General features: G+C 68.4%; 18 protein-coding genes and 2 pseudogenes. 7 read left to right on the top strand and 13 right to left on the bottom strand.

Annotated features, from left to right (window positions below):
• Window positions 1–33 precede the first annotated feature (33 nt).
• The 3 genes from ABZ208_RS36850 to ABZ208_RS36840 all read right to left on the bottom strand — a co-directional run bounded on the left by ABZ208_RS36850 (window position 34) and on the right by ABZ208_RS36840 (window position 951).
• Complete coding sequence (locus ABZ208_RS36850; protein ID WP_356913819.1) at window positions 34–246, bottom strand: helix-turn-helix transcriptional regulator; 213 nt, start codon at window positions 244–246, stop codon at window positions 34–36.
• Window positions 243–662: a hypothetical protein gene (locus ABZ208_RS36845; protein WP_356913818.1), complete on the bottom strand. Its 420-nt coding sequence runs from the start codon at window positions 660–662 to the stop codon at window positions 243–245. Before ABZ208_RS36845 ends, ABZ208_RS36850 begins: the two co-directional genes overlap by 4 nt.
• Before the next feature lie 166 nt (window positions 663–828).
• Window positions 829–951, bottom strand: coding sequence for a hypothetical protein (locus ABZ208_RS36840; RefSeq protein ID WP_356913829.1), 123 nt, complete (start codon window positions 949–951; stop codon window positions 829–831).
• 692 nt (window positions 952–1,643) lie between these two features.
• On the opposite strand from ABZ208_RS36840, the gene ABZ208_RS36835 reads away from it, so the two are divergent.
• Complete coding sequence (locus ABZ208_RS36835; RefSeq protein ID WP_356913817.1) at window positions 1,644–2,462, top strand: alpha/beta fold hydrolase; 819 nt, start codon at window positions 1,644–1,646, stop codon at window positions 2,460–2,462.
• A 1,540-nt stretch (window positions 2,463–4,002) separates the two neighbouring features.
• Here the strand turns inward: ABZ208_RS36835 and ABZ208_RS36830 are convergent.
• Together ABZ208_RS36830 and ABZ208_RS36825 are read right to left on the bottom strand one after the other, a co-directional pair.
• Window positions 4,003–4,659, bottom strand: coding sequence for a TMEM175 family protein (locus ABZ208_RS36830; protein ID WP_356913816.1), 657 nt, complete (start codon window positions 4,657–4,659; stop codon window positions 4,003–4,005).
• A gap of 361 nt (window positions 4,660–5,020) precedes the next feature.
• Window positions 5,021–5,506, bottom strand: a complete 486-nt coding sequence (locus ABZ208_RS36825; RefSeq protein ID WP_356913815.1) for a hypothetical protein — start codon at window positions 5,504–5,506, stop codon at window positions 5,021–5,023.
• A gap of 153 nt (window positions 5,507–5,659) precedes the next feature.
• Between ABZ208_RS36825 and ABZ208_RS36820 the strand changes: the two genes are divergently transcribed.
• Window positions 5,660–6,055, top strand: coding sequence for a hypothetical protein (locus ABZ208_RS36820; RefSeq protein WP_356913828.1), 396 nt, complete (start codon window positions 5,660–5,662; stop codon window positions 6,053–6,055).
• A 198-nt stretch (window positions 6,056–6,253) separates the two neighbouring features.
• Here ABZ208_RS36820 and ABZ208_RS36815 read toward each other — a convergent pair whose 3' ends face one another.
• Window positions 6,254–6,472, bottom strand: a complete 219-nt coding sequence (locus tag ABZ208_RS36815) for a hypothetical protein (RefSeq protein ID WP_356913814.1) — start codon at window positions 6,470–6,472, stop codon at window positions 6,254–6,256.
• Window positions 6,473–6,900: 428 nt separating this feature from the next.
• Between ABZ208_RS36815 and ABZ208_RS36810 the strand changes: the two are divergent.
• Window positions 6,901–7,533 (top strand): annotated as a pseudogene (locus ABZ208_RS36810) (transposase family protein); the annotation flags it as partial.
• A gap of 101 nt (window positions 7,534–7,634) precedes the next feature.
• Here ABZ208_RS36810 and ABZ208_RS36805 read toward each other — a convergent pair.
• Window positions 7,635–8,417, bottom strand: coding sequence for a hypothetical protein (locus tag ABZ208_RS36805; protein WP_356913813.1), 783 nt, complete (start codon window positions 8,415–8,417; stop codon window positions 7,635–7,637).
• A gap of 207 nt (window positions 8,418–8,624) precedes the next feature.
• Between ABZ208_RS36805 and ABZ208_RS36800 the strand changes: the two genes are divergently transcribed.
• Window positions 8,625–9,176 (top strand): YciI family protein, encoded by a 552-nt coding sequence (locus ABZ208_RS36800; RefSeq protein WP_356913812.1) that lies wholly within the window; start codon window positions 8,625–8,627, stop codon window positions 9,174–9,176.
• A 271-nt stretch (window positions 9,177–9,447) separates the two neighbouring features.
• Here the strand turns inward: ABZ208_RS36800 and ABZ208_RS36795 are convergent, their stop codons facing one another.
• The 3 genes from ABZ208_RS36795 to ABZ208_RS36785 form a co-directional block, all read right to left on the bottom strand.
• On the bottom strand, window positions 9,448–9,852 hold the full coding sequence (locus ABZ208_RS36795; protein ID WP_356913811.1) for a MerR family transcriptional regulator: 405 nt from the start codon (window positions 9,850–9,852) through the stop codon (window positions 9,448–9,450).
• Window positions 9,849–10,166, bottom strand: a complete 318-nt coding sequence (locus tag ABZ208_RS36790; protein WP_356913810.1) for a hypothetical protein — start codon at window positions 10,164–10,166, stop codon at window positions 9,849–9,851. The genes ABZ208_RS36795 and ABZ208_RS36790 overlap by 4 nt, the downstream gene beginning before the upstream one ends.
• A gap of 105 nt (window positions 10,167–10,271) precedes the next feature.
• The gene (locus tag ABZ208_RS36785) at window positions 10,272–10,616 is read right to left on the bottom strand and encodes a hypothetical protein (RefSeq protein ID WP_356913809.1); all 345 of its coding nucleotides are present in this window, start codon (window positions 10,614–10,616) and stop codon (window positions 10,272–10,274) included.
• A gap of 878 nt (window positions 10,617–11,494) precedes the next feature.
• On the opposite strand from ABZ208_RS36785, the gene ABZ208_RS36780 reads away from it, so the two are divergent.
• The 3 genes from ABZ208_RS36780 (at window position 11,495) to ABZ208_RS36770 (ending at window position 14,292) form a co-directional block, all read left to right on the top strand.
• Window positions 11,495–12,238 (top strand): hypothetical protein, encoded by a 744-nt coding sequence (locus tag ABZ208_RS36780; RefSeq protein ID WP_356913807.1) that lies wholly within the window; start codon window positions 11,495–11,497, stop codon window positions 12,236–12,238.
• A 720-nt stretch (window positions 12,239–12,958) separates the two neighbouring features.
• The gene (locus ABZ208_RS36775) at window positions 12,959–13,642 is read left to right on the top strand and encodes a hypothetical protein (protein ID WP_356913806.1); all 684 of its coding nucleotides are present in this window, start codon (window positions 12,959–12,961) and stop codon (window positions 13,640–13,642) included.
• A 359-nt stretch (window positions 13,643–14,001) separates the two neighbouring features.
• Window positions 14,002–14,292, top strand: a complete 291-nt coding sequence (locus tag ABZ208_RS36770) for a hypothetical protein (protein ID WP_356913805.1) — start codon at window positions 14,002–14,004, stop codon at window positions 14,290–14,292.
• 112 nt (window positions 14,293–14,404) lie between these two features.
• Here ABZ208_RS36770 and ABZ208_RS36765 read toward each other — a convergent pair whose 3' ends face one another.
• From ABZ208_RS36765 to ABZ208_RS36755, 3 genes and pseudogenes are all read right to left on the bottom strand, one after another.
• Window positions 14,405–14,746 (bottom strand): hypothetical protein, encoded by a 342-nt coding sequence (locus ABZ208_RS36765; protein ID WP_356913804.1) that lies wholly within the window; start codon window positions 14,744–14,746, stop codon window positions 14,405–14,407.
• 357 nt (window positions 14,747–15,103) lie between these two features.
• Window positions 15,104–15,433: pseudogene (locus tag ABZ208_RS36760) on the bottom strand (transposase); the annotation flags it as partial.
• A 142-nt stretch (window positions 15,434–15,575) separates the two neighbouring features.
• Entirely contained in the window at window positions 15,576–16,028 is a 453-nt protein-coding gene (locus tag ABZ208_RS36755) for a DUF6069 family protein (RefSeq protein ID WP_356913803.1), read from the bottom strand.
• Window positions 16,029–16,928: the final 900 nt, after the last annotated feature.

Raw genomic sequence — 16,928 nt, 5'->3', positions numbered from 1 at the left:
GGCCCCGCGCGCAGCCACTGCCGCAACCGGCGGTCACGGTGTGCAGTCCGTGTCCTCGTCCGGGAGGAAAAGACTTTCGATCGGTTCGCCGAACACGGCGGCGATCTTGAACGCGAGTGGCAGGCTCGGGTCGTAGCGGCCCGTTTCGATGGCGTAGACCGTCTGCCGGGACACGTCGAGGCGGTCAGCGAGGTCGGCCTGACTCCAACGGCGCACCGCCCGCAGTTCCCTGAGCCGGTTCTTCACCGGGTTCGCGGGGTCTTGAACAGCAGGGCTGCGATCCAGGTCAGGATGCTTCCGATGAAGCTGATCTGGATCAGCCGGCGCAGGTCGCCCACCCCGGCCGCCTGGAGAAGCCCGACGGTGTAGATCGCCATGATCAGCACGCCGAACCCGATCGCCAGGGCCTCGAGCTGGCAACGACGCTGGTACTCGTCGGCGCGGCGCAGGCCCCTGATCACGGCCCGGACGATCCACAGTCCCGGGGCGAGGTACAGCAGCGACCAGAACAGTTTCCATGAGCCCGCCGAACCGAAGAGCTCGAGCTCTGAGATCAGGCTGAGCAACACAAGGACGATGACCGCCGGCAACCAGTCGAGGAACCACGCGCGGGCGCGGACCATGTCGCTTCGGCTCTCGCGGTTCTCCGGCGATTGCTCCATGCAGAAAACGTAAAGGTACCTTGTCTCAATGTCAATGGTCCTTGTCAAATAGACAAGGGTGGTTGACGGACTGTCGTCGGTCCGGCCAAGGCATCACAGGGCGGCGCGGCGCCACCGGTGGAAGGCCCCCGTGGCGACCTCGGGGACGCCTGCCACCGTGGCCCGGTCAGCATCCGGTGTCCTCGCCGTCAGGGTCGACCGCGTCCGGGTCGCGGGAGTGGTGTGGCTCGAGCTGGTGGTACGTACCGCCCTGCTGTACGTCGGGGCCGCACTCGGCACCGTCGTCCACGCCGGCCTGGTCGACCGCGACCTGTGCAAGTGCCCGCTCGGGGCCCCGTGCGGATCCAACCCGGCGACGTGCCCGGTCCCGCGGTCCGGGCCTGGCGCCAGTGCCTGGTCGACCACGGCCGCCAACCCGCCGGCCCGCTGTTCCCCGCATCGACCGGCACGGCCACATCGCCCACCCGATGCACCGCCACGGCGTACAGATCGCAGACCCCACCGGCCGGATCACCGTCGAGGGCACGGGGACGCCGTGACTCGGGCCGGTGTCTCTTCGAGAGACGTAAAACGCCGGTTCCTCGCGTACTCTTCTCCATCACGCTTGCCGGACCCGCCCCCATCTGGCAGTACTGGTTACGCCCCGGCTTTGTCAGGGCCGCTCTCACCCTCCCCGGCATCACCCGGATCAGGCTCCCCTCAGCTTCAACCCGGCTGCTGCGACAGCGGGTTGGCGCACGGTCTTCCACCTCCACTCGAACCAACAGCGCCTCACGGCGCAAACAGAAGTTGGCACCCGAACTCCTGGGTGTTCGATGTTCACGAGAAGCGACAGCACCCTGCCCAATGCATCCGACGATCTGCTTAAGGCTCCAGCGCGGTGGGTGTTCGGGGCCGGCCGGAGGAGGCGTTCAGGAGTGGGTGCGGCGCGGCGGTATTTGCGGAACGGCAGAGGAGACGATGGGGAGGGAGGTGTATTCCATGGGCGAGTACGTCGAAGCCAACGGAACGACGATCTGGACCGAGAGCAGGGGCCAAGGGCCCGATGTCTTGCTGATCGCGGGGCTGAGCGACCCCGCCGAGGCGTGGCAGGCGCAGCTCGACGGGCTGTCGGACCGGTACCGGGTCATCACCTTCGACAACCGAGGGTCGGCACGGACGCCGTTGCCAGACGGGCCCATGTCCGTGGCCATGATGGCCGACGACGCCGCGGAAATTCTCCGGGTGCTCCGGGTCGACAAGGCGCATGTCGCCGGATTCTCGGGCGGCAGCGCGATCGCCCAAGAGCTGGTGCTCCGTCACCCGGAGGCCGTCAGCAGCCTCGTCCTCATGAGTACCTGGGCACGAGCGGACGCCTACTTCACCACCATGACCCGCTTCTGGCACTGGCTGGTGACGGAGGCGCCCGATGAGCGCGCCATGCTGGAGGCGTTCTTCCTGTGGATCTACACGCCTCGTGCCCACGCCGAGGGCATGGTGCAGCGGATCATCGACGAAACGCTCGCCTTCCCGTACCCGCAGTCCGCCGAGGCCTTCCAGCGTCAACTGGAGCCGTTCACACGGCACGACACGCTCGACCGGCTGCCCAGCATCACCGCACCGACCCTCGTCCTGGCCGGCGACCAGGACATGGTCACGCCGCCGCGGCTCGGGCGGGTCGTGGCCGACGCCATCCCGGACGCCCGCTTCGAGGTCATGGTGGGGGAGGGCCACCAGCCGTTCCAGGAGTCCCCGGACGTGTTCAACGCACGAGTCGACGCCTTCTGGCGCGAGATCGACGGCGGGACCCTTCCGTCCTGATCCTCAAGCGCCTTCCAGCGGCGGCCGCTGCCGCCATCTCACTCCGCTCGACGATGGCGCACCGGCGGCCTCACACTCCGGGGTCCGGCGGGCCGCCGTCGTCAACGGCCTCACACTTCCCTGGAGCTCCGACGCCGTCGAAGGCCAGGTCACACGGATCAAGCTCATCAAACGCCGGTAATACGTACGCGCTTCTTTCGGGCTCCTCCGGACCCTCGTCCTCGCCCCACCACCAAGACTCAGAGCAGGGCCCTGACCTGGGACTATTGGTTTCGGTGTGACATCCTGCAGTGGTGCTTTCGAGCAATCACCTGAGCAGTGTCGAACTCCGCCCCCGCTCTACCAGTTCTCCGAAGTTCATGGCAACTCATTCGACGACAACTGGCTGGTCATCAGTGCGATGCCTGGGGCGTGACCCGCCGGTCCGCCCGCCTTAGGTGGCCCGAGGCCGTGCCCAAGAAGGGCGAGCCCCGCCTCGTGGGGCTGGAACTGGCCGGAGGCCGCGCCCGGATCATCGAACTTCCCGGCCGGCTATGTGTGGGAAGCCCGCGCCGGGACCGGTGTGACCGGGAAGGGCCCCGCACCCTGCGGCAGCGCCGCCGAGGCCGCTGCGCACGCCGGCGTCTTCCTGCAGCGGCCCGCCTGCGACCGGGACGCCGCCATGCCGACTGCATCGAGTCGCACAGCGGCGCCGGCGGTAAGTGAGTCGCATGCGGTCCTGTGGGCTGCCGTCGGCGTCGACGGCCTGCTCGGGCAGGGCCATGTGCGGGGGAAGGCCGCTGTGGACCGGGACCGTGTGTGGGTCCCGGGGGCAGCCTGATCGACTGTGGGGTTCTGTCGTACCGGCAGGTGGCTGTCACCCGGTTGCACTGACGAAGTCGGCTGGGCCGGCCGCAGGGCCCGATGTCCGGACCGGGGGCGGGCCTTTGATCGTCTACCCCAGCATGGGCATGAAGAAGTCGTCGTCTCCTTCGCTGTTCTCGTTTTGCGGCGGAGGTGAGAAGAGGTCGATGGGCAGGACGAGGACGACGGAGAGGCACTGGCCGGCCTCTACGCCGCCTGGCACCACCGCCCCGCAGGACAGCCTTCACAGCCGACTCCACCGGAGACCGCACGCGAGACTCCCACCACGCGCGACCGGTGATGCGCACTCCGGAAGCCAGGAAGCGGATGCGGCACTGAACGGGCCGTGGGCTCGCCCCGTGGCCGAGGCGAGCCCACGGATCATGCGGAGCCCGGGGGTTATCTGGCAGATTCCGACGTCTGGTGCGCCGGGGCGGACAGCTGATGGGTCTTGCGCTTCAGCCCTCTTCAACACCAGAGAGCCGTCCGGCCGCGCGGCCGTGGTCACAGCTTCAGATACACGGTCAGGGCCACCCGCACGGCGGCCCCAAGGGGCAGAGCCGGGATCGGTCCCGGGTGACGAAGTCTTCGAGCGAGTCGAACGCCCGGTACACGAACTCCAGTGTCCTGTGCCTCGAACTCTGAGCGTGCGCCATCGACGTTCGAGTGGTGCTGAGCCGCTCTTGTTCGAGTCGGGCTATGCGTGGCGGGTCGTTCGGCTGCGCCAGCGGATCGCATGTTTGAGGGGGAGCGACAGGAGCCAGGTCCACAGTGCTGCCTGAGGGGAGACGACGAACGCGATCACTACGGATGCCGCGCAGAACAGGGCGACCGCGCCCTGTTCCGTAACGGTGGTCCAGCCGACACGGTCGGGAATGGGCCGGGCCTGCAGGGGTTCCCGCCGCCAGATGCTGGTGAACAGCGCGAGGTGCAGCAGGGTGATCAGAGCGATGGTGGCTGCGTAGATGGACACGGCCAGTGGCTGCTCGCTGCCGTACTCGGAGAGCAATGCGGTGGGGAACGGCAGCAGCGCGGCAGCGCCCAGGCCGGCCAGGGTCAGGCGCACGGTGAGGATGTCGGCACGCCGCACCCGGTGAAGGATCTGGCGCTGGTCGCGCCAGAAGGCGGCGAGGACGGCGAAGCTGAGCGCGTACGCACCGAGCTTGGGCCAGACCTGGCTCATCTCGTGCCGGAAGCCCGCCGCGTCCAGGCCCTCGGGGATGGAGACATCAAGCACCAGTAGTGTCATGGCGATTGCGTAGATACCGTCGGACAGAGCGACCAGCCGCGCCGGGCTCTCCGCGTACACGGGCTCACCCGTGTCCCCCGTACTGTCCGTGCCGATTACACCCATGACCGCACGCTAGACCGCACACGACCCACCGCCGGGCGGCCACGCCCGTGTCACCCGCACCGAAGACCGTCCGGGCACCCGCGCCCGGGAGGTACGCCGGTTGCTGGTAGCGGTGCACGCCCCCGTACGAGCGGCCCCGTTGTACAACGCCGCGGGACGGCTTTTGACGGGACGGTTCAGGAGGCTTCGCCCTGCTCCTGGTCGGCCTTCTCGGAAGTCTTGGGCAGTTTCCCGGTGGCGCCGCACGTGAGCGGCGTACCGGGCGATCGCCGCGCCGGCGACGCGCTGCGCGCCCATGCCGGTGGCCTCGCCGATTTCCGTGACGAGCTGGTCCGTCTCCCGCAGGACACACATGTTCAGGTTAATGATCAACCAGGCGGAAGTCGTAGTAGTGCTCGCCGGCGACCAGGGCCGAGGTGACGTGGACCGGAAGCCCTTGTGCGGTGCGGGGCACCTCTTGGGTGGTCTGCCGGGTGAAGCCGAGGGAGACACAGGGAACGAAGGGGTACTCGGCCTCGGACGTGTCGACGCTCCAGCCGCGCTCGGCCGCCCGCTGGAACAGGTCCTCGGCGGGGGTGGCGAAGACGTCGTCGTCGAGCAGGACCCGCACGTCCGTCTCCCGGCCCTCACCCGGCCACCACAGCTCGACTGCGGTGACTGCCTTGCCCGACTCCTCCAGCAGGATGTTGACGCGCACGTTGCCGCAGGAGGTGTAGATCGTCTTCTCGTCGTCGTCCTGCTCGACCTCGTGGGGCCCCCACGGGGACACCGCTGCGACCGCTTCGTCGAGGGACATTCCCAGCCGTACGGGGCCGGCGCCGCGGGGCGGGTCCAGAACAATGTCCACAGATGCTCCTTCTGCGTTCTGCTTGAGAATGTCAGACCGTCACGCTCGCCCGCGTCGACCTCGGCCTGGCTGACCCACACCGGCGCCAGATGCAAGTCAGCAAATGACGCGACCTGGGGATACAACACCGACGCGGCCCCATCGTCCGGCCCAGTGGCGGACGCCCCCAACGAGCAGGCCACCACGAGCCCCGATGCCTCCTCGACGTCCAGCCTTGCCGCAACCGCGCCGCAAGCAGGCACGGTCGCCACCAGTGCAACCGCCTACCACCAGTCGTTCACCTTGGACTGGCTCGGCAACCGCGCCACCATGACGGAGCACGACCCAGCGGACGCGGCCAAGAACATCAGCTACACGTACCGCGGGACAGGCTTGCGGCCCGGGTACCTGAACCTCCGCTCCTTCTTCGGCAGCAGCGGCTCGATCCGCCCCCACATGTCATCCGGCACGATCCACGGCGAAGCCCCCCGTGACCCGGACAACACCCAACCCGCTGAACGGACACGGCCACCAGGACCGATCCACCTCATTGAGCCTCTTCCATCCTGAGCCTGAGCACTGCTGGACGAGGTCTTGCCGAGGAGCCGGCAGACTTTGAGGGGCGCATCGCCGGGCCCCTGCGGGCATTGGGGGTCAGTGCCAGACCAGCCGAGCGTCGTGGATGGATGCCCGGTACCCGCGCGTCAGCGCCGTGTTTTCCTGGCCGTGCTCCAGCACATCGGCTACGGCAGTCAGCAGTTCTCCTAGCTATGAGGCGAAGTGCTTGGCGTAGTCGGTCTCGCGGTAGGCCAGCAGGGGGGCTGTTCCCTCGCCCTGCCCGGCGTCGAGGATCAGCCCGTAGTGCGCGTCAGCCTCTGCCAGGACGGGTATCCAGGACGGCTTCCACCAGTCCGCATCGCCGATGTCATCGGCGATGCGGAGGCAAGTCTGGTGCTGGTCGATGATGCCCTGGCAATCGAGGAACACCGCACCACCAGGGAAAATGCTGGAGTCACTGTGGGGGACGAGCTGAAACCCGCCTGGGATGGGGGTTCTGGAGTCCTTCGCGGTACTGCCGTTGTTCAGGCGTAGCCAGGACCTGGGGTACGCGGAAGCCCAGGGTGTCGTTCAGGTGTCGCATGTCGGCATCTGTTGCCGGGGGGTTGAGAGCCTGTGCGCTGGCCGGGGCGTTGTTCCCCAGCCAGCTGACGATCCTGGTCCACGATGAGGTGACGTCGTCTGCAGAAGACATGAAACTACTCCCCGTATCGAGGGCCAGGGTCGTTGTGAGGGTGGCTGCTGCCCCGACGCCACTTCCACCTGCCATGTAGTCATGCCAGTCGGCCTGACAAGCGGGTGAAGCTCCTGGTGGATGGATTGTCGACCAAGATCAACCTGTCCGCCCGGAGCTCCACGTGCTTGTCTACCCATCGGGGATCGATCTGTCCAGCGCGTCCCTGCAGTACCTGTCCGGCCTGTTGAAGGCCCGGCGGCGGGAGTGGGGCACGCGCTGGCGGCGCCTGACCTGTGGCCGGCAGGCCCTGCTGGTGCTGGCCCATCTGCGCTATGGGCACACATACGCCCAGCTCGCGGCCGGCTTCAGTGTTGGCATCGCTACCGTTTACCGCTACGTCGCCGAGGCGGTAGAGGTTTTGGCCGCCCTCGCCCCGGGCCTAGCTTCGGCGGTCCGTGCAGCCATCCCCAAGGCGTTCGTGATCCTGGACGGGACCCTGCTGCCGATCGACCGGAATGCCGCCGACCGGCGCTTCTACTCCGGGAAACATAAGAAGCATGGGATGAACGTGCAGGTCATCGCAGACCCATTCGGTCGGCTGCTGTGGGCCTCACCCGCGCTGCCCGGTGCGGTCCACGACATCAAGGCCGCCCGCACCCACGGCATAATCGACGCCCTGGCAGATGCTGGCGCGCGCTGTTGGGCCGATAAGGGATACCAGGGGGCTGGCGGCACGGTGCACGTCCCCTATCGCGGCCGTTGGGAGAAGCTTTCCGCGGGCCAGCGGGCGGTCAACGCTGCTCACGCGTCCTTGGGGCGGCTGACGTCCTTGATCGTGAGGCGGAGGTGTTACTTGACCCAGACGGCGAGCCGGCTGGCGAACCCCTCAAAATCCGGGGATCCGAAACAGGCATTTCACTGGCCGGTCTCCTTGCCGGTGGACCTGCTCGGTCCAGGGGTGGGGACAGAGGTAGCCAGCTCCCGCTGCTTCTCGGCGCCTGCACGGTGCTTGTCGGCGATCGTGGGCTCAGCGACGGCCAGTTGGTCATAGACCTCGGCCTGGGCCGTGTGTGTGTTCGCCCAGCGCCGGCGGGCGGCGGCATGGCCATCGGTTCCAGTGGCTGCGAATGCGGCGTTGAACGCCTCGGTGTTCTCCTTCTTCAACTCTTCCAGCCGGGCGTACAGCAGCCGGGCAGCGACTCGGTGGGCGGCGGCGGACCGGGCCTCGGCGACTTTGCTCATGGGCTTGGTCGAGGTGAGCCCCGCGGTGACGGCGTGCTCTTCGTCCGGGTGCATCTCGGCGTACCACGCGTCGATGCTGCGGGCGATGTGGGCGGCGCCGAGCGTGGTGGGGTGGCGGCGTTGGCTGATCACTGTCCAGTCCGCGACCAGGGTGCCCCACTTCTCGTGTGCGGACTGCTTGGTCATTTCTGCGGCTGTGCCGATGTCGCTCCAGCTGGCGCCGCGTTCCTTCTCGACGACGACGGCTTTCTCCACCAGGGCATCTGCCAGGTGGCGCAGGTGCAGGGCAGCGCGCAGAAAGCCGCCGTGCTCACGGTCGCGGGAGCGCAGCTCCAGCGGGACGTCACGCAAAGCGTCCGCAGCGAGGCGGCTGAGGGCGTCGGCGTGGGCGACGTACGCCTCGTCGAGCGGTGCAAGCGCCCGCGGGCGCGGACGCTCGTCGTGTTCTTCGTTCATGCCGTCAGGCTATTCCTGACGCCTTGGAGTTGCCAGGGAAACAGGACTTGCATGGAGGGGATACCGCGCTTCTTCTTTCTCGCGCATCGCTGAGACCGAGGGCTGCACCGGCGAAAGGGCCACAGCCAAGAAGACAACGGCCACGCAGGGTCATCGTCGCCAACTCCGGTTGAGATGGTGTCCTATGTTGGGGAAGAGTCTGTGGTCATGGACTTCTTCTGCTATCACCGTGATCGGCCCGGATCCGTCCCGCTACGCGACGAGCTGCTGGAGGACCACTGGTCCTACATGGACCGGTACGCGAAGGAGATGGTCGCTCGCGGTCCGACCTTCGCCGACGACGGTGAAACGCCCACCGGCAGCGTGCACATCGTCGACCTGCCCGATCCCGCTGCCGCCCGCGCGTTCGCCTTCGAGGAGCCCAACTACCAGGCCGGCGTGTACCGGGACGTGCTGCTGCGTCGGTGGCGCAACATGCTGGGGCGCACCATGTGGGACTTCCCCGGTGGCCGGATCGGTGGCAATCGGTACCTGGTGGTCGGCCTCGGGTCGGGGCAGCCTGCCGACGTTGTCGTACCGCCCGACCGGGACGAGCTGATCGCGTACGGGCCGCTGGTGTCCGACGACGGCGCCACCTGGCTGGGTACGGCGGTGCTGGTCCGGGCTCCGGACCCGGACACGGCACGAGCCGTTCTGAGCCCTGGCCGGTACGCGGACATCGAGGTCCATGTCTGGGAGTTCGGCGGGCGGCGGTCATGACCCACTCAGGCGCCGGGCCGACGTCATCTCCGGAACACATTGACCTAGTACAAGAGCAGTGACGGTGGCGATGCGGGCGGTTCCACTGGTGGGCGGGCCCGGTGGAGTCATGGGGTGCGCTGGACCTGAAGACCAGACAGGCAGCACGCCGGTGTTGAGCGACGCTGAGCATGTGCATGAACGCGAACGTTCTGGTTGTCGGCGGGGCGAGGCGAAACGACCACGGCAGTCGTCGGACCACCGTGGTCGTCGTGAACGTGGCTTTACTTGATCAAGGCGGCCCGCTGACGCGGGCCGCGCGCTCCGGCCCTGCGGGGCCGCCGCCCGCCTCGACGGCCGCGACCAGGGCGGTGCGGATCGTGGTCAGGTCAGCGATCTTCGCGTCGACCTCTGCGAGCTTGGCGGCCGCGCGTTCCTGCAGCCTGGGCACCGGGCGGCCGTGGCGGTGGCGGCCGGCCTCCAGCAGCTCGGCGACTTCATCCAGGGTGAAGCCCAGACGCTGGGCGGCTTTGATCACTCGCAGCACGGTCACCGCCTCACCCCCGTACAGGCGGTGACCGCCCAGGCTGCGTTGCGGCTCGGGGAGCAGGCCGCGCCGCTCGTAGTAGCGCAGGGTCTGGACGTTCACCCCGGCCGCCTCGGCCACCTGGCCGCTGCCCAGCCCACCGGCGCTCATGACGTGCCCCGGGCGGCTGCCTCGGCCCGCGCGGCCATCGCTTCGACCACTGCCGCGTGCTCGTCCGGCGTGGTCACTTCCATCACCAGTGTGTCGTTGCCCTCGCGGGCGAAGGTGACGGTGAAGAACGAGCAGCAGTCACTCTCCCGGTGCGCCAGCTCGCGGGCCCGCTCCTCCACCGCCCCCTGCAGCAGCAGCCGTACCCGACCCTCCCCCAGCCGCTCCACGCGCAGTGCGTCTGCGAACTGCGCGTCGAACTCCGCCCCCGCAGCGGTCGCTCGGTGGTGGGCAGCGTGCACGCCTCCGGTGCCCATGACGTCATCGCGTATCCCCGCTCTCGTGATCGCCGCCCCGTGGGGTGAAGCGGCCTGATATCGACGGTAAACCTGTACCTGGGTACCGGATGCAACCCTGGTCCATCACGCGGCGGGGGAGGTGGCGGTGCCGAACACCGCGGTGACCACCTCGCGGGCCTCATCGGGGGCCGTCACCGTCAGGCGCATCCCAGACGGGGCGATGGTGAGCGTGAAGGTGATGAACGAGCAGCAGGCGAACTCCGCCGCCGCCAGGCGGGCCAGTTCCACCGCCACGCCCCGATCGTGGTCGAAGAGCACGCTCACACCGCCGTCGGCGGCCTCCCGCCCCGTCGCTGAACGGATGACCGCCTGCCACTCGGTGATGCGCTGCCGCATGGCCTCGGTGCCGCCGGCGAGGGTGCACACGATGTCCGATCCGCCGTCGGCCGCGCCCGCCGACAGGGCCATCCGGCTGGCCGGTACCCGTGGCGTGACCACGGCGGAGCCCGCCGTAAGGCAGGCACATTCCGCGCTGCACGACCCGGCGGTGGCCGGTCCGCTCAAGTGCGCGGCTGTGGCCTGCAGCTCCGACCGCGCCGCCGTGGCTGCTCAGTCCGTGTCCGGTGAAGTGCCCCAGCAGGGTGTCGGTGGCCTGCTCGGCCACGTGGCGTACGGCGGCCAGGATCTGTTCTGCGGAGGCTTCCGTGCCGAGCACGTTGACATTCCTGGCGGGCAGGCCCCAGACGGCTGGGTCGCGCAACAGGGCAGCCAGTTGCGCTGCTGCGGCTGCGGCGGCGGGCATCGGCGCGCTGATCAGGACGGCCCGGCTGCGGGCCGGGCCAGGAACCGGCATGGCCTGCGCTCTGCGACGGTGTCCCGCCCGTGGTGGCAGTAGTCGGGGTGCTGTCGGCCGAGGGCTGTGCTGCCCCTGGGTGCGGCCAGGCTGATCCGTTCTTCCGGCGGCTCTCGCCGCTCGCGCCGCCGCTACCGGTCCGCAAGCGCATCCCCAACCCCTTTGACCTCACCGGTCCGTTGAGCCGTGCAACCTGCCGGGCCCGATTGCCACCACGGTAGGGCCGCTCACCGCCGCGCACACGAAAAGACCCGTAAAGGTCAAGAGGCCGCTGCGTGGCCTCGCACCACCGCGAAACGGGGACTCTGCCGTCTGGAGGGACACGGCCGCATCCTGCGGACTCACCGCTCGGGAACGCACCGCTTCGAGCGGAAAACCTGCTGCCCAAGCGGCAGGCGGGAGCACGAGATGTCCGGGACGGGGTGCCGGATGGGCGAGCAGGGGGATCGCGTAGGGTCCGGCGGAATGATGACCCTGGGGAGGGGCTGTGAGGGTGGGACGGCGAAGACTGGTCGGTGCATGCCTGGCGATGGCTGTGGGCGGGATGCTCCTGTCCGGGTGCGGAAAGGCAGCCGGTGTGCGGCCCGACCGTGGCGTCGGGGAGGACGTCCCCGGTCTGTCGAAGCAGTTGCACTTCGAGTACATCGGGGACTCCGGCGAGGACGAAACGATCAACCAGATTTTGCAGATCACGAACGATCACGTCCGCTCGGTGGTCCCTCTGCTGTCCTTCACGGCACTCGACAAAAACCATGAACTGCTGCCTGAGGTGAAGGTGAGCACCGTGTACGGGAGCGAACGGGGCAAGCTGGTGATCCCCTACGGGACGGGCTACGACATCCTTCGGTTCTCCGGTCCCGGTGCGCATGACGTGGCGGATGTCGATGTGACGGTGAACCTTGTGGTGCCCGCGCAGATGGAGGCCGGGGAGCACGACGTGACGACGCAGGCACTGGACGGCCAGGGCCGCGAGATTTCCCGGTTCGAGCGCTTCTCCAAGGTCCGCCTCACCAACGAGGATCCCTACCCGGTCTGGGTGCGGGTTGCCTACGTCGTGTGGGATCAGCCGGCCGAGGGGGACACGCAGCAGGCCGTCGACGTCACGCCGATCGGCGGCCTGACGAGGGTCCCGCCCAGCGGCACGGCCGTGGTGAAGGTGACCGGTGCGGCCGCCGACGCGGTATCGCGCAACTCGCGCGGTCCGGCCGTGAGCATCAAGGCATACAACTCGCAGTAGCCCGACACCCCGCGGTACCCGGCTGCGGGGAAGGCAAGGACCCGCGCTGCCGACGACCGGAACAGCAACACCGGCCATGCAAGGCCCGCGCGTTCGCCAGCCGGGCCGGCGCAGGCCCCGGGACCGTTCGGCGGCCGGGTTCACCTCAGGCGACACCGGGCCCTTCAACCGCCACTGCACTGCACCGCCTCCCGTCCTCAGACCAGGTGTCACACCCTGAAGCGGGTGCTCCGAACAGCGCGCGGCGGTTTCTGGGGGCCTCACCCGGTACCCCTGGGAGTTGAACCATACGAAGGGCTCGACAACCCATGTGGAGGGTAGGGACGAAATACGGCTCGCGGGGTGACTCGGCGGCGGCGCGCTCGAGCAGCGGGCGCAGCAGCGGAGGGTTTTCTTGTTCGCCAGCAGCGGTTCCGTCAGCGCAAAGACGACACCGGGGGCGGGCTCGGTCCAGCCGAGCGCGGTGTCGGCGATTCCGCCGCACGGTGACGGGCGTCAAGAGGCTGACGCTCGCGGATCGTGTGCGGAGGCCGGGCAGCGTGGGAGCCGTTCGCGCGCGTGATGCGTCCCCTTGTGCAACGGTGCGAGGAGGCATGCGTGTCACAGAGCGGGACCGCGAGACGGACAAGACTCCGGCTGGCGAGGCTGCGACCGGGACCGGAGCGGGTGCGGGCGCGGGAGCGAGCCGAAGAGCCGGATGCCGGCGCGAGGTTCGGGCGGTTGAACCTCCTCGCGGTGGGCGCGGTCGTCACGATTGTGGCGGCCCTCGGCGGCCTGGTGGCGACAGGAGTCGGCATGATCTGGAGCGCCCTGGTGGCGGCGGACCAGTTGGAGCAGTCCAAAGAGCAGAACGAGGACAGACTGCGCGCGCACGCATCGCGTGTCTCGTACTGGATCACCGGGAGACTGGCGGACGATACCCAGATCCACGTGATGAACCGGTCCCCGGACCCCGTGGACCACGTGCGGATCCACTTCACGGCCGGGGAACTCAAAGAGTACGAAGACGGGCGCCTGCCCACCGACAAGGACGTCGTGTTCTTCGTCTTGCTGCCCAACCTGCCGCCGTGCACGGAATCGGTCATCGACGGCAAATCCCTCCAGTACAAGGAGGGCGAGACTGCTGATCAGTCAGGAGGGTCGGGCCCCCTGCGCCCCGACCACGCCAGCCCGGACTTGTACAACGACCTGCCCGGCGGCACGTATCTCCAGCTGCGAGGCCTGAACTTCGTGGACCGCAACGGACTGCCCTGGACCAGGATGGACGGCAAGCTGACCCAGGAGAATCGCCGGCCTGACTCCCTGGGAGGAGCGTGGACGGGAGTTGTGGTGGGCGAGGCCAAGGTGGTGGGCGAGCCCAAGGTGCGAGCCGTCGAGGCCTGCGGTGACGACGCCAAGAGCTGACGCCTGCCCAGGCATGACGGGGCCGGCGGCGGCAGGCCGGGCACACCTGCGCCGCCGGGCCCTTTGCCGTGTGCAGGCTGCCGGGCGGCGTGGCTCGTAGGATCACACTCCGGCACACAGCGGTGGTCGCCCGGGAGGGGCGAGGCGATGGCGGACGGGATCGAGCTGTGGCTGCGCAAGGTCGGCGGGACGCTGTTGGCCGGGCTGCTCGTGACGGGCCACGGGCTGGTGAAGGTGCGGTGCCGGCTGCCCTGCTGCGGGCCTGGGCCACCACCACCTGAAACGGCTCCGTGGCCGCCCCGCACACTGAGGCGGGCCTCGCTGCGGCAGGACACCAACCACCAGGGGAGGAAGCGCAGATGGATGTGGGTTCGGTGCTCGGCGGCATAGGCCGGGTGGCGGCCGGGGTGGGCCGGTTCCTGTGGGAGGCGATGACCGCGCCGACCACGGGCACAGAGGATGACGCCCGGGACGAGATCGGCAGGCTCGCGGAGAAGATCGAAGACGAGGTACCGGAGGAGCTGCGGGACCGGGCGTGGGGTCTGGTCCTGGAGGCGCTGTACGAGGTCCCCCGGGAGATCGAGCAGTTGGTGGAGGAACACCAGGAGCCGGACGACGAGGAGGCCGAGGAGCCGCCCGCCAAGCAGTGATGCCGGAATCCGAAGGGCCCGTCACCCCCACAAGGAGCGGCGGGCTGCAGGAGTTTGCTGTGTGACCTGCCGGTTTCGCTGGGCGGCTGGAGTGTAGCTGGCTGCAGAGTGGTCAGGGGTGGCCTTCGGGAGGCGGCCCCTCGAAGGTACTGCCGTCGGCGGCCTCTTCACGAAAACAGGACCCATCCGGAATGGGCTTCAACGCAGTGCGCAGGCGCCTGCGGCGCTCGCGGTCCAGGCGCTCCCGGGCGCGCTGGCGGCGGGCCGCGGCGATGATTTCGGTAAAGCCTGCCTTGCGAAGGGCCAGACAGACAGTCGTGACCTCAGCCGCAAGGACCGTCAAGATCACAGCGATGTCGAGAGTAGTCATGTAGTGGCGGCCTAGCGGTTGATGGGACGAGCACATCCGCAGCCACCGGCTTGCCGCCTTGGACGACGCGACGCTGATCGACATGGCCCGCTACGGCAGCGCTGCCTGGCCCGCCCTGCTTGCCCTGAGCGAGCGGATGTCACAAGCACCCTCGATGCGCCTGCTCGATGGGCTGAAGGCCTCGGCCCCTACACCGTAAGACCTTTCGGGCATCGTCCAGTCGCCGTAGGCAGCGACGTCCTCAACCACGTCCCCGACGCCGTTGCCGCCATCCTCGACGCCCCGTTCGACTACCCATTGGAGTGGGTTGGGGCTGCTGTCGGAGCGGCCGAACGCTCGGCGCTGCACACCGATGCTTCTCACCTACGGGACGTGGCCCGCAAACACAACTGGTTCACCCACAAAGACTGTTGACCGCAGGGCGCGGTGATGGAAGGCAAACCGCTCCGGGCTGCACTCGGCGTCCGGCCGCAGCCAGTTGCTCACATCCGCGGCCAAGACGAGCCGGTGATCAGCGGCCCGCGGCTGCGGCAGCGCGGCCAGCGTCCGCCGCAGCCGGTCTGCGTTGATACGGCCTTCGTTCAAGGCCGCATACAGGGCGCCATTCCCGCGACGGTGCTCAGCCACCAGCGTCAGATCCACGGGCGTGGTCACCGGCCCGTCCGCGCACAACAACGCGTCCGCGACGTCGAACAGGCCATCGCGCCGCCTGGCCAGACATTCGTAGAAGGCGAACGCATCCCGCCGGTCATCGTGATGCAGCAGACTCATTCCCCCACGGCCTTCGCACTGGTCAGGTGCCCTCTTTGATCGGAGCACAAAATCAGGCGAAGGCCGTGTTCACGTCCCAGGAATCCCCGTACGGGTGATCACGTTCGGGGCATCGTTCGCGCTCAGACCAATAAAGACAAGCTCAATGGTGACGGCGGTGGAGCTTCAGGGTGGTGACGACCGCCACGCCGAGGGTGATGTGCATGAGGGACAGGGCTGCGACGGTGCCGCCGTCGGCGCCGGACGACAGCGGGCCAGCAACCGACAACAGTGCCAGCCCACCGCCCACGTATTGCGCGATCTGCAGGAAGACCGGCTTCCACAGGGCCATCAAGAGGGCAGCGCCCGTCCCGACGACCAGCGGGACGACGGAGGCGCCAATGACGCCCCCGACCGTGACGGGGTGCTCTTCGCTGCCGTCGACGACGATGAGCGAGGCACCGGCCAGCTTGGCGAGGGCAAGAACGGTCAGATTGACTACGGCCACGCCGACCGCGCTGGTGACTAGCACCTTCCACCAGGTGAGGCCGGAACGGCGGACCGAGGGTGCGGCGGGCACAGCGGGGCCCGAGTTTGGAACGGCACTGCTCGACATGAGACTTCCTCCAACGTGTGAAGTGCTGCGCTGCCCTACGGCCAGCGGCATACGAAGAAGCCTCCAACCTGAACCTAACTTGAGGTCAAGCCTGTCCCGGCGCTGCGAGGTCAGACCATAAGGAACAAGCTCAGGATTAGGCAGCCGTGCCCGTTTCGAGGGACATGTTCACGACGACGGGAGGCACCCTCGTGGACGGCCGCCTCCCCCAGTCGCTGGTCCAGGTGCAGGGCGGCCCCGATCGCAGCGAAGGCGAACGACTTGGAGGAGCGGGGCGACGGCCACACTCGGCCCTGTGGGAAGGCCTGGCGCTGTCGGAACTCGCGAACATCTCGCTCCGGCCCGACACCTCAGTGCCTCCCGAACTGGTATCGAAGTGCTGACCCTTCTCGTGTACGAAGCCAGCCGGCAGACAGTGCCATGGCAGCCCTACGACACCACCTAACGCAAGAAGTCCGACAGCGTCGCGGCGGACAAGGCCTACAGCAACGGACCCATCCGCGATTACCTGCGACAGGGCCGTGGCCACCAGGTATGACAAGCGCGGCTACGTCTACCTCGGCACAGCCACCGCAGCAGCCCTCGTCATCTGGTTGCGGTTATGAATCGACGCCCTGAACTTCAGTCTCAGACGTCGGCAGCGCGGTGCCGAGCGGCCAGCGATGGCCAGCGTCATGCAGCTTGCTCAAAGCCGCGTGATCGTTGGACACCAGCACCTGGGCCAACCGAGCTGCCTCGGTGACTACGGCAGCCCATCCTGGCGAGTCCAGATAGGCCTCGTCACGGGCGTCAGCACCGGCCGAGTCCTGCACCGCGCCGGACGCTGAGCTCTGGCGTCCATGTCCGACCTGCGGACAAGCCGAGCGGCTGCATGCGCCGGGCCGTGCCCGCGCTGCACAC

The organism is Streptomyces sp. NPDC006208, assembly GCF_040613775.1.
Lineage (GTDB): Bacteria > Actinomycetota > Actinomycetes > Streptomycetales > Streptomycetaceae > Streptomyces.
This window is presented reverse-complemented; position numbering and strand designations above follow the sequence as displayed.

Coding starts and splice junctions, on each gene's coding strand:
- ABZ208_RS36845 (WP_356913818.1), bottom strand. CDS start 662: ATGGAGCAATCGCCGGAGAACCGCGAGAGCCGAAGCGACATGGTCCGC.
- ABZ208_RS36835 (WP_356913817.1), top strand. CDS start 1,644: ATGGGCGAGTACGTCGAAGCCAACGGAACGACGATCTGGACCGAGAGC.
- ABZ208_RS36830 (WP_356913816.1), bottom strand. CDS start 4,659: ATGGGTGTAATCGGCACGGACAGTACGGGGGACACGGGTGAGCCCGTG.
- ABZ208_RS36805 (WP_356913813.1), bottom strand. CDS start 8,417: ATGAACGAAGAACACGACGAGCGTCCGCGCCCGCGGGCGCTTGCACCG.
- ABZ208_RS36800 (WP_356913812.1), top strand. CDS start 8,625: ATGGACTTCTTCTGCTATCACCGTGATCGGCCCGGATCCGTCCCGCTA.
- ABZ208_RS36795 (WP_356913811.1), bottom strand. CDS start 9,852: ATGAGCGCCGGTGGGCTGGGCAGCGGCCAGGTGGCCGAGGCGGCCGGG.
- ABZ208_RS36790 (WP_356913810.1), bottom strand. CDS start 10,166: ATGGGCACCGGAGGCGTGCACGCTGCCCACCACCGAGCGACCGCTGCG.
- ABZ208_RS36785 (WP_356913809.1), bottom strand. CDS start 10,616: ATGGCCCTGTCGGCGGGCGCGGCCGACGGCGGATCGGACATCGTGTGC.
- ABZ208_RS36770 (WP_356913805.1), top strand. CDS start 14,002: ATGGATGTGGGTTCGGTGCTCGGCGGCATAGGCCGGGTGGCGGCCGGG.
- ABZ208_RS36765 (WP_356913804.1), bottom strand. CDS start 14,746: ATGTCGATCAGCGTCGCGTCGTCCAAGGCGGCAAGCCGGTGGCTGCGG.
- ABZ208_RS36755 (WP_356913803.1), bottom strand. CDS start 16,028: ATGTCGAGCAGTGCCGTTCCAAACTCGGGCCCCGCTGTGCCCGCCGCA.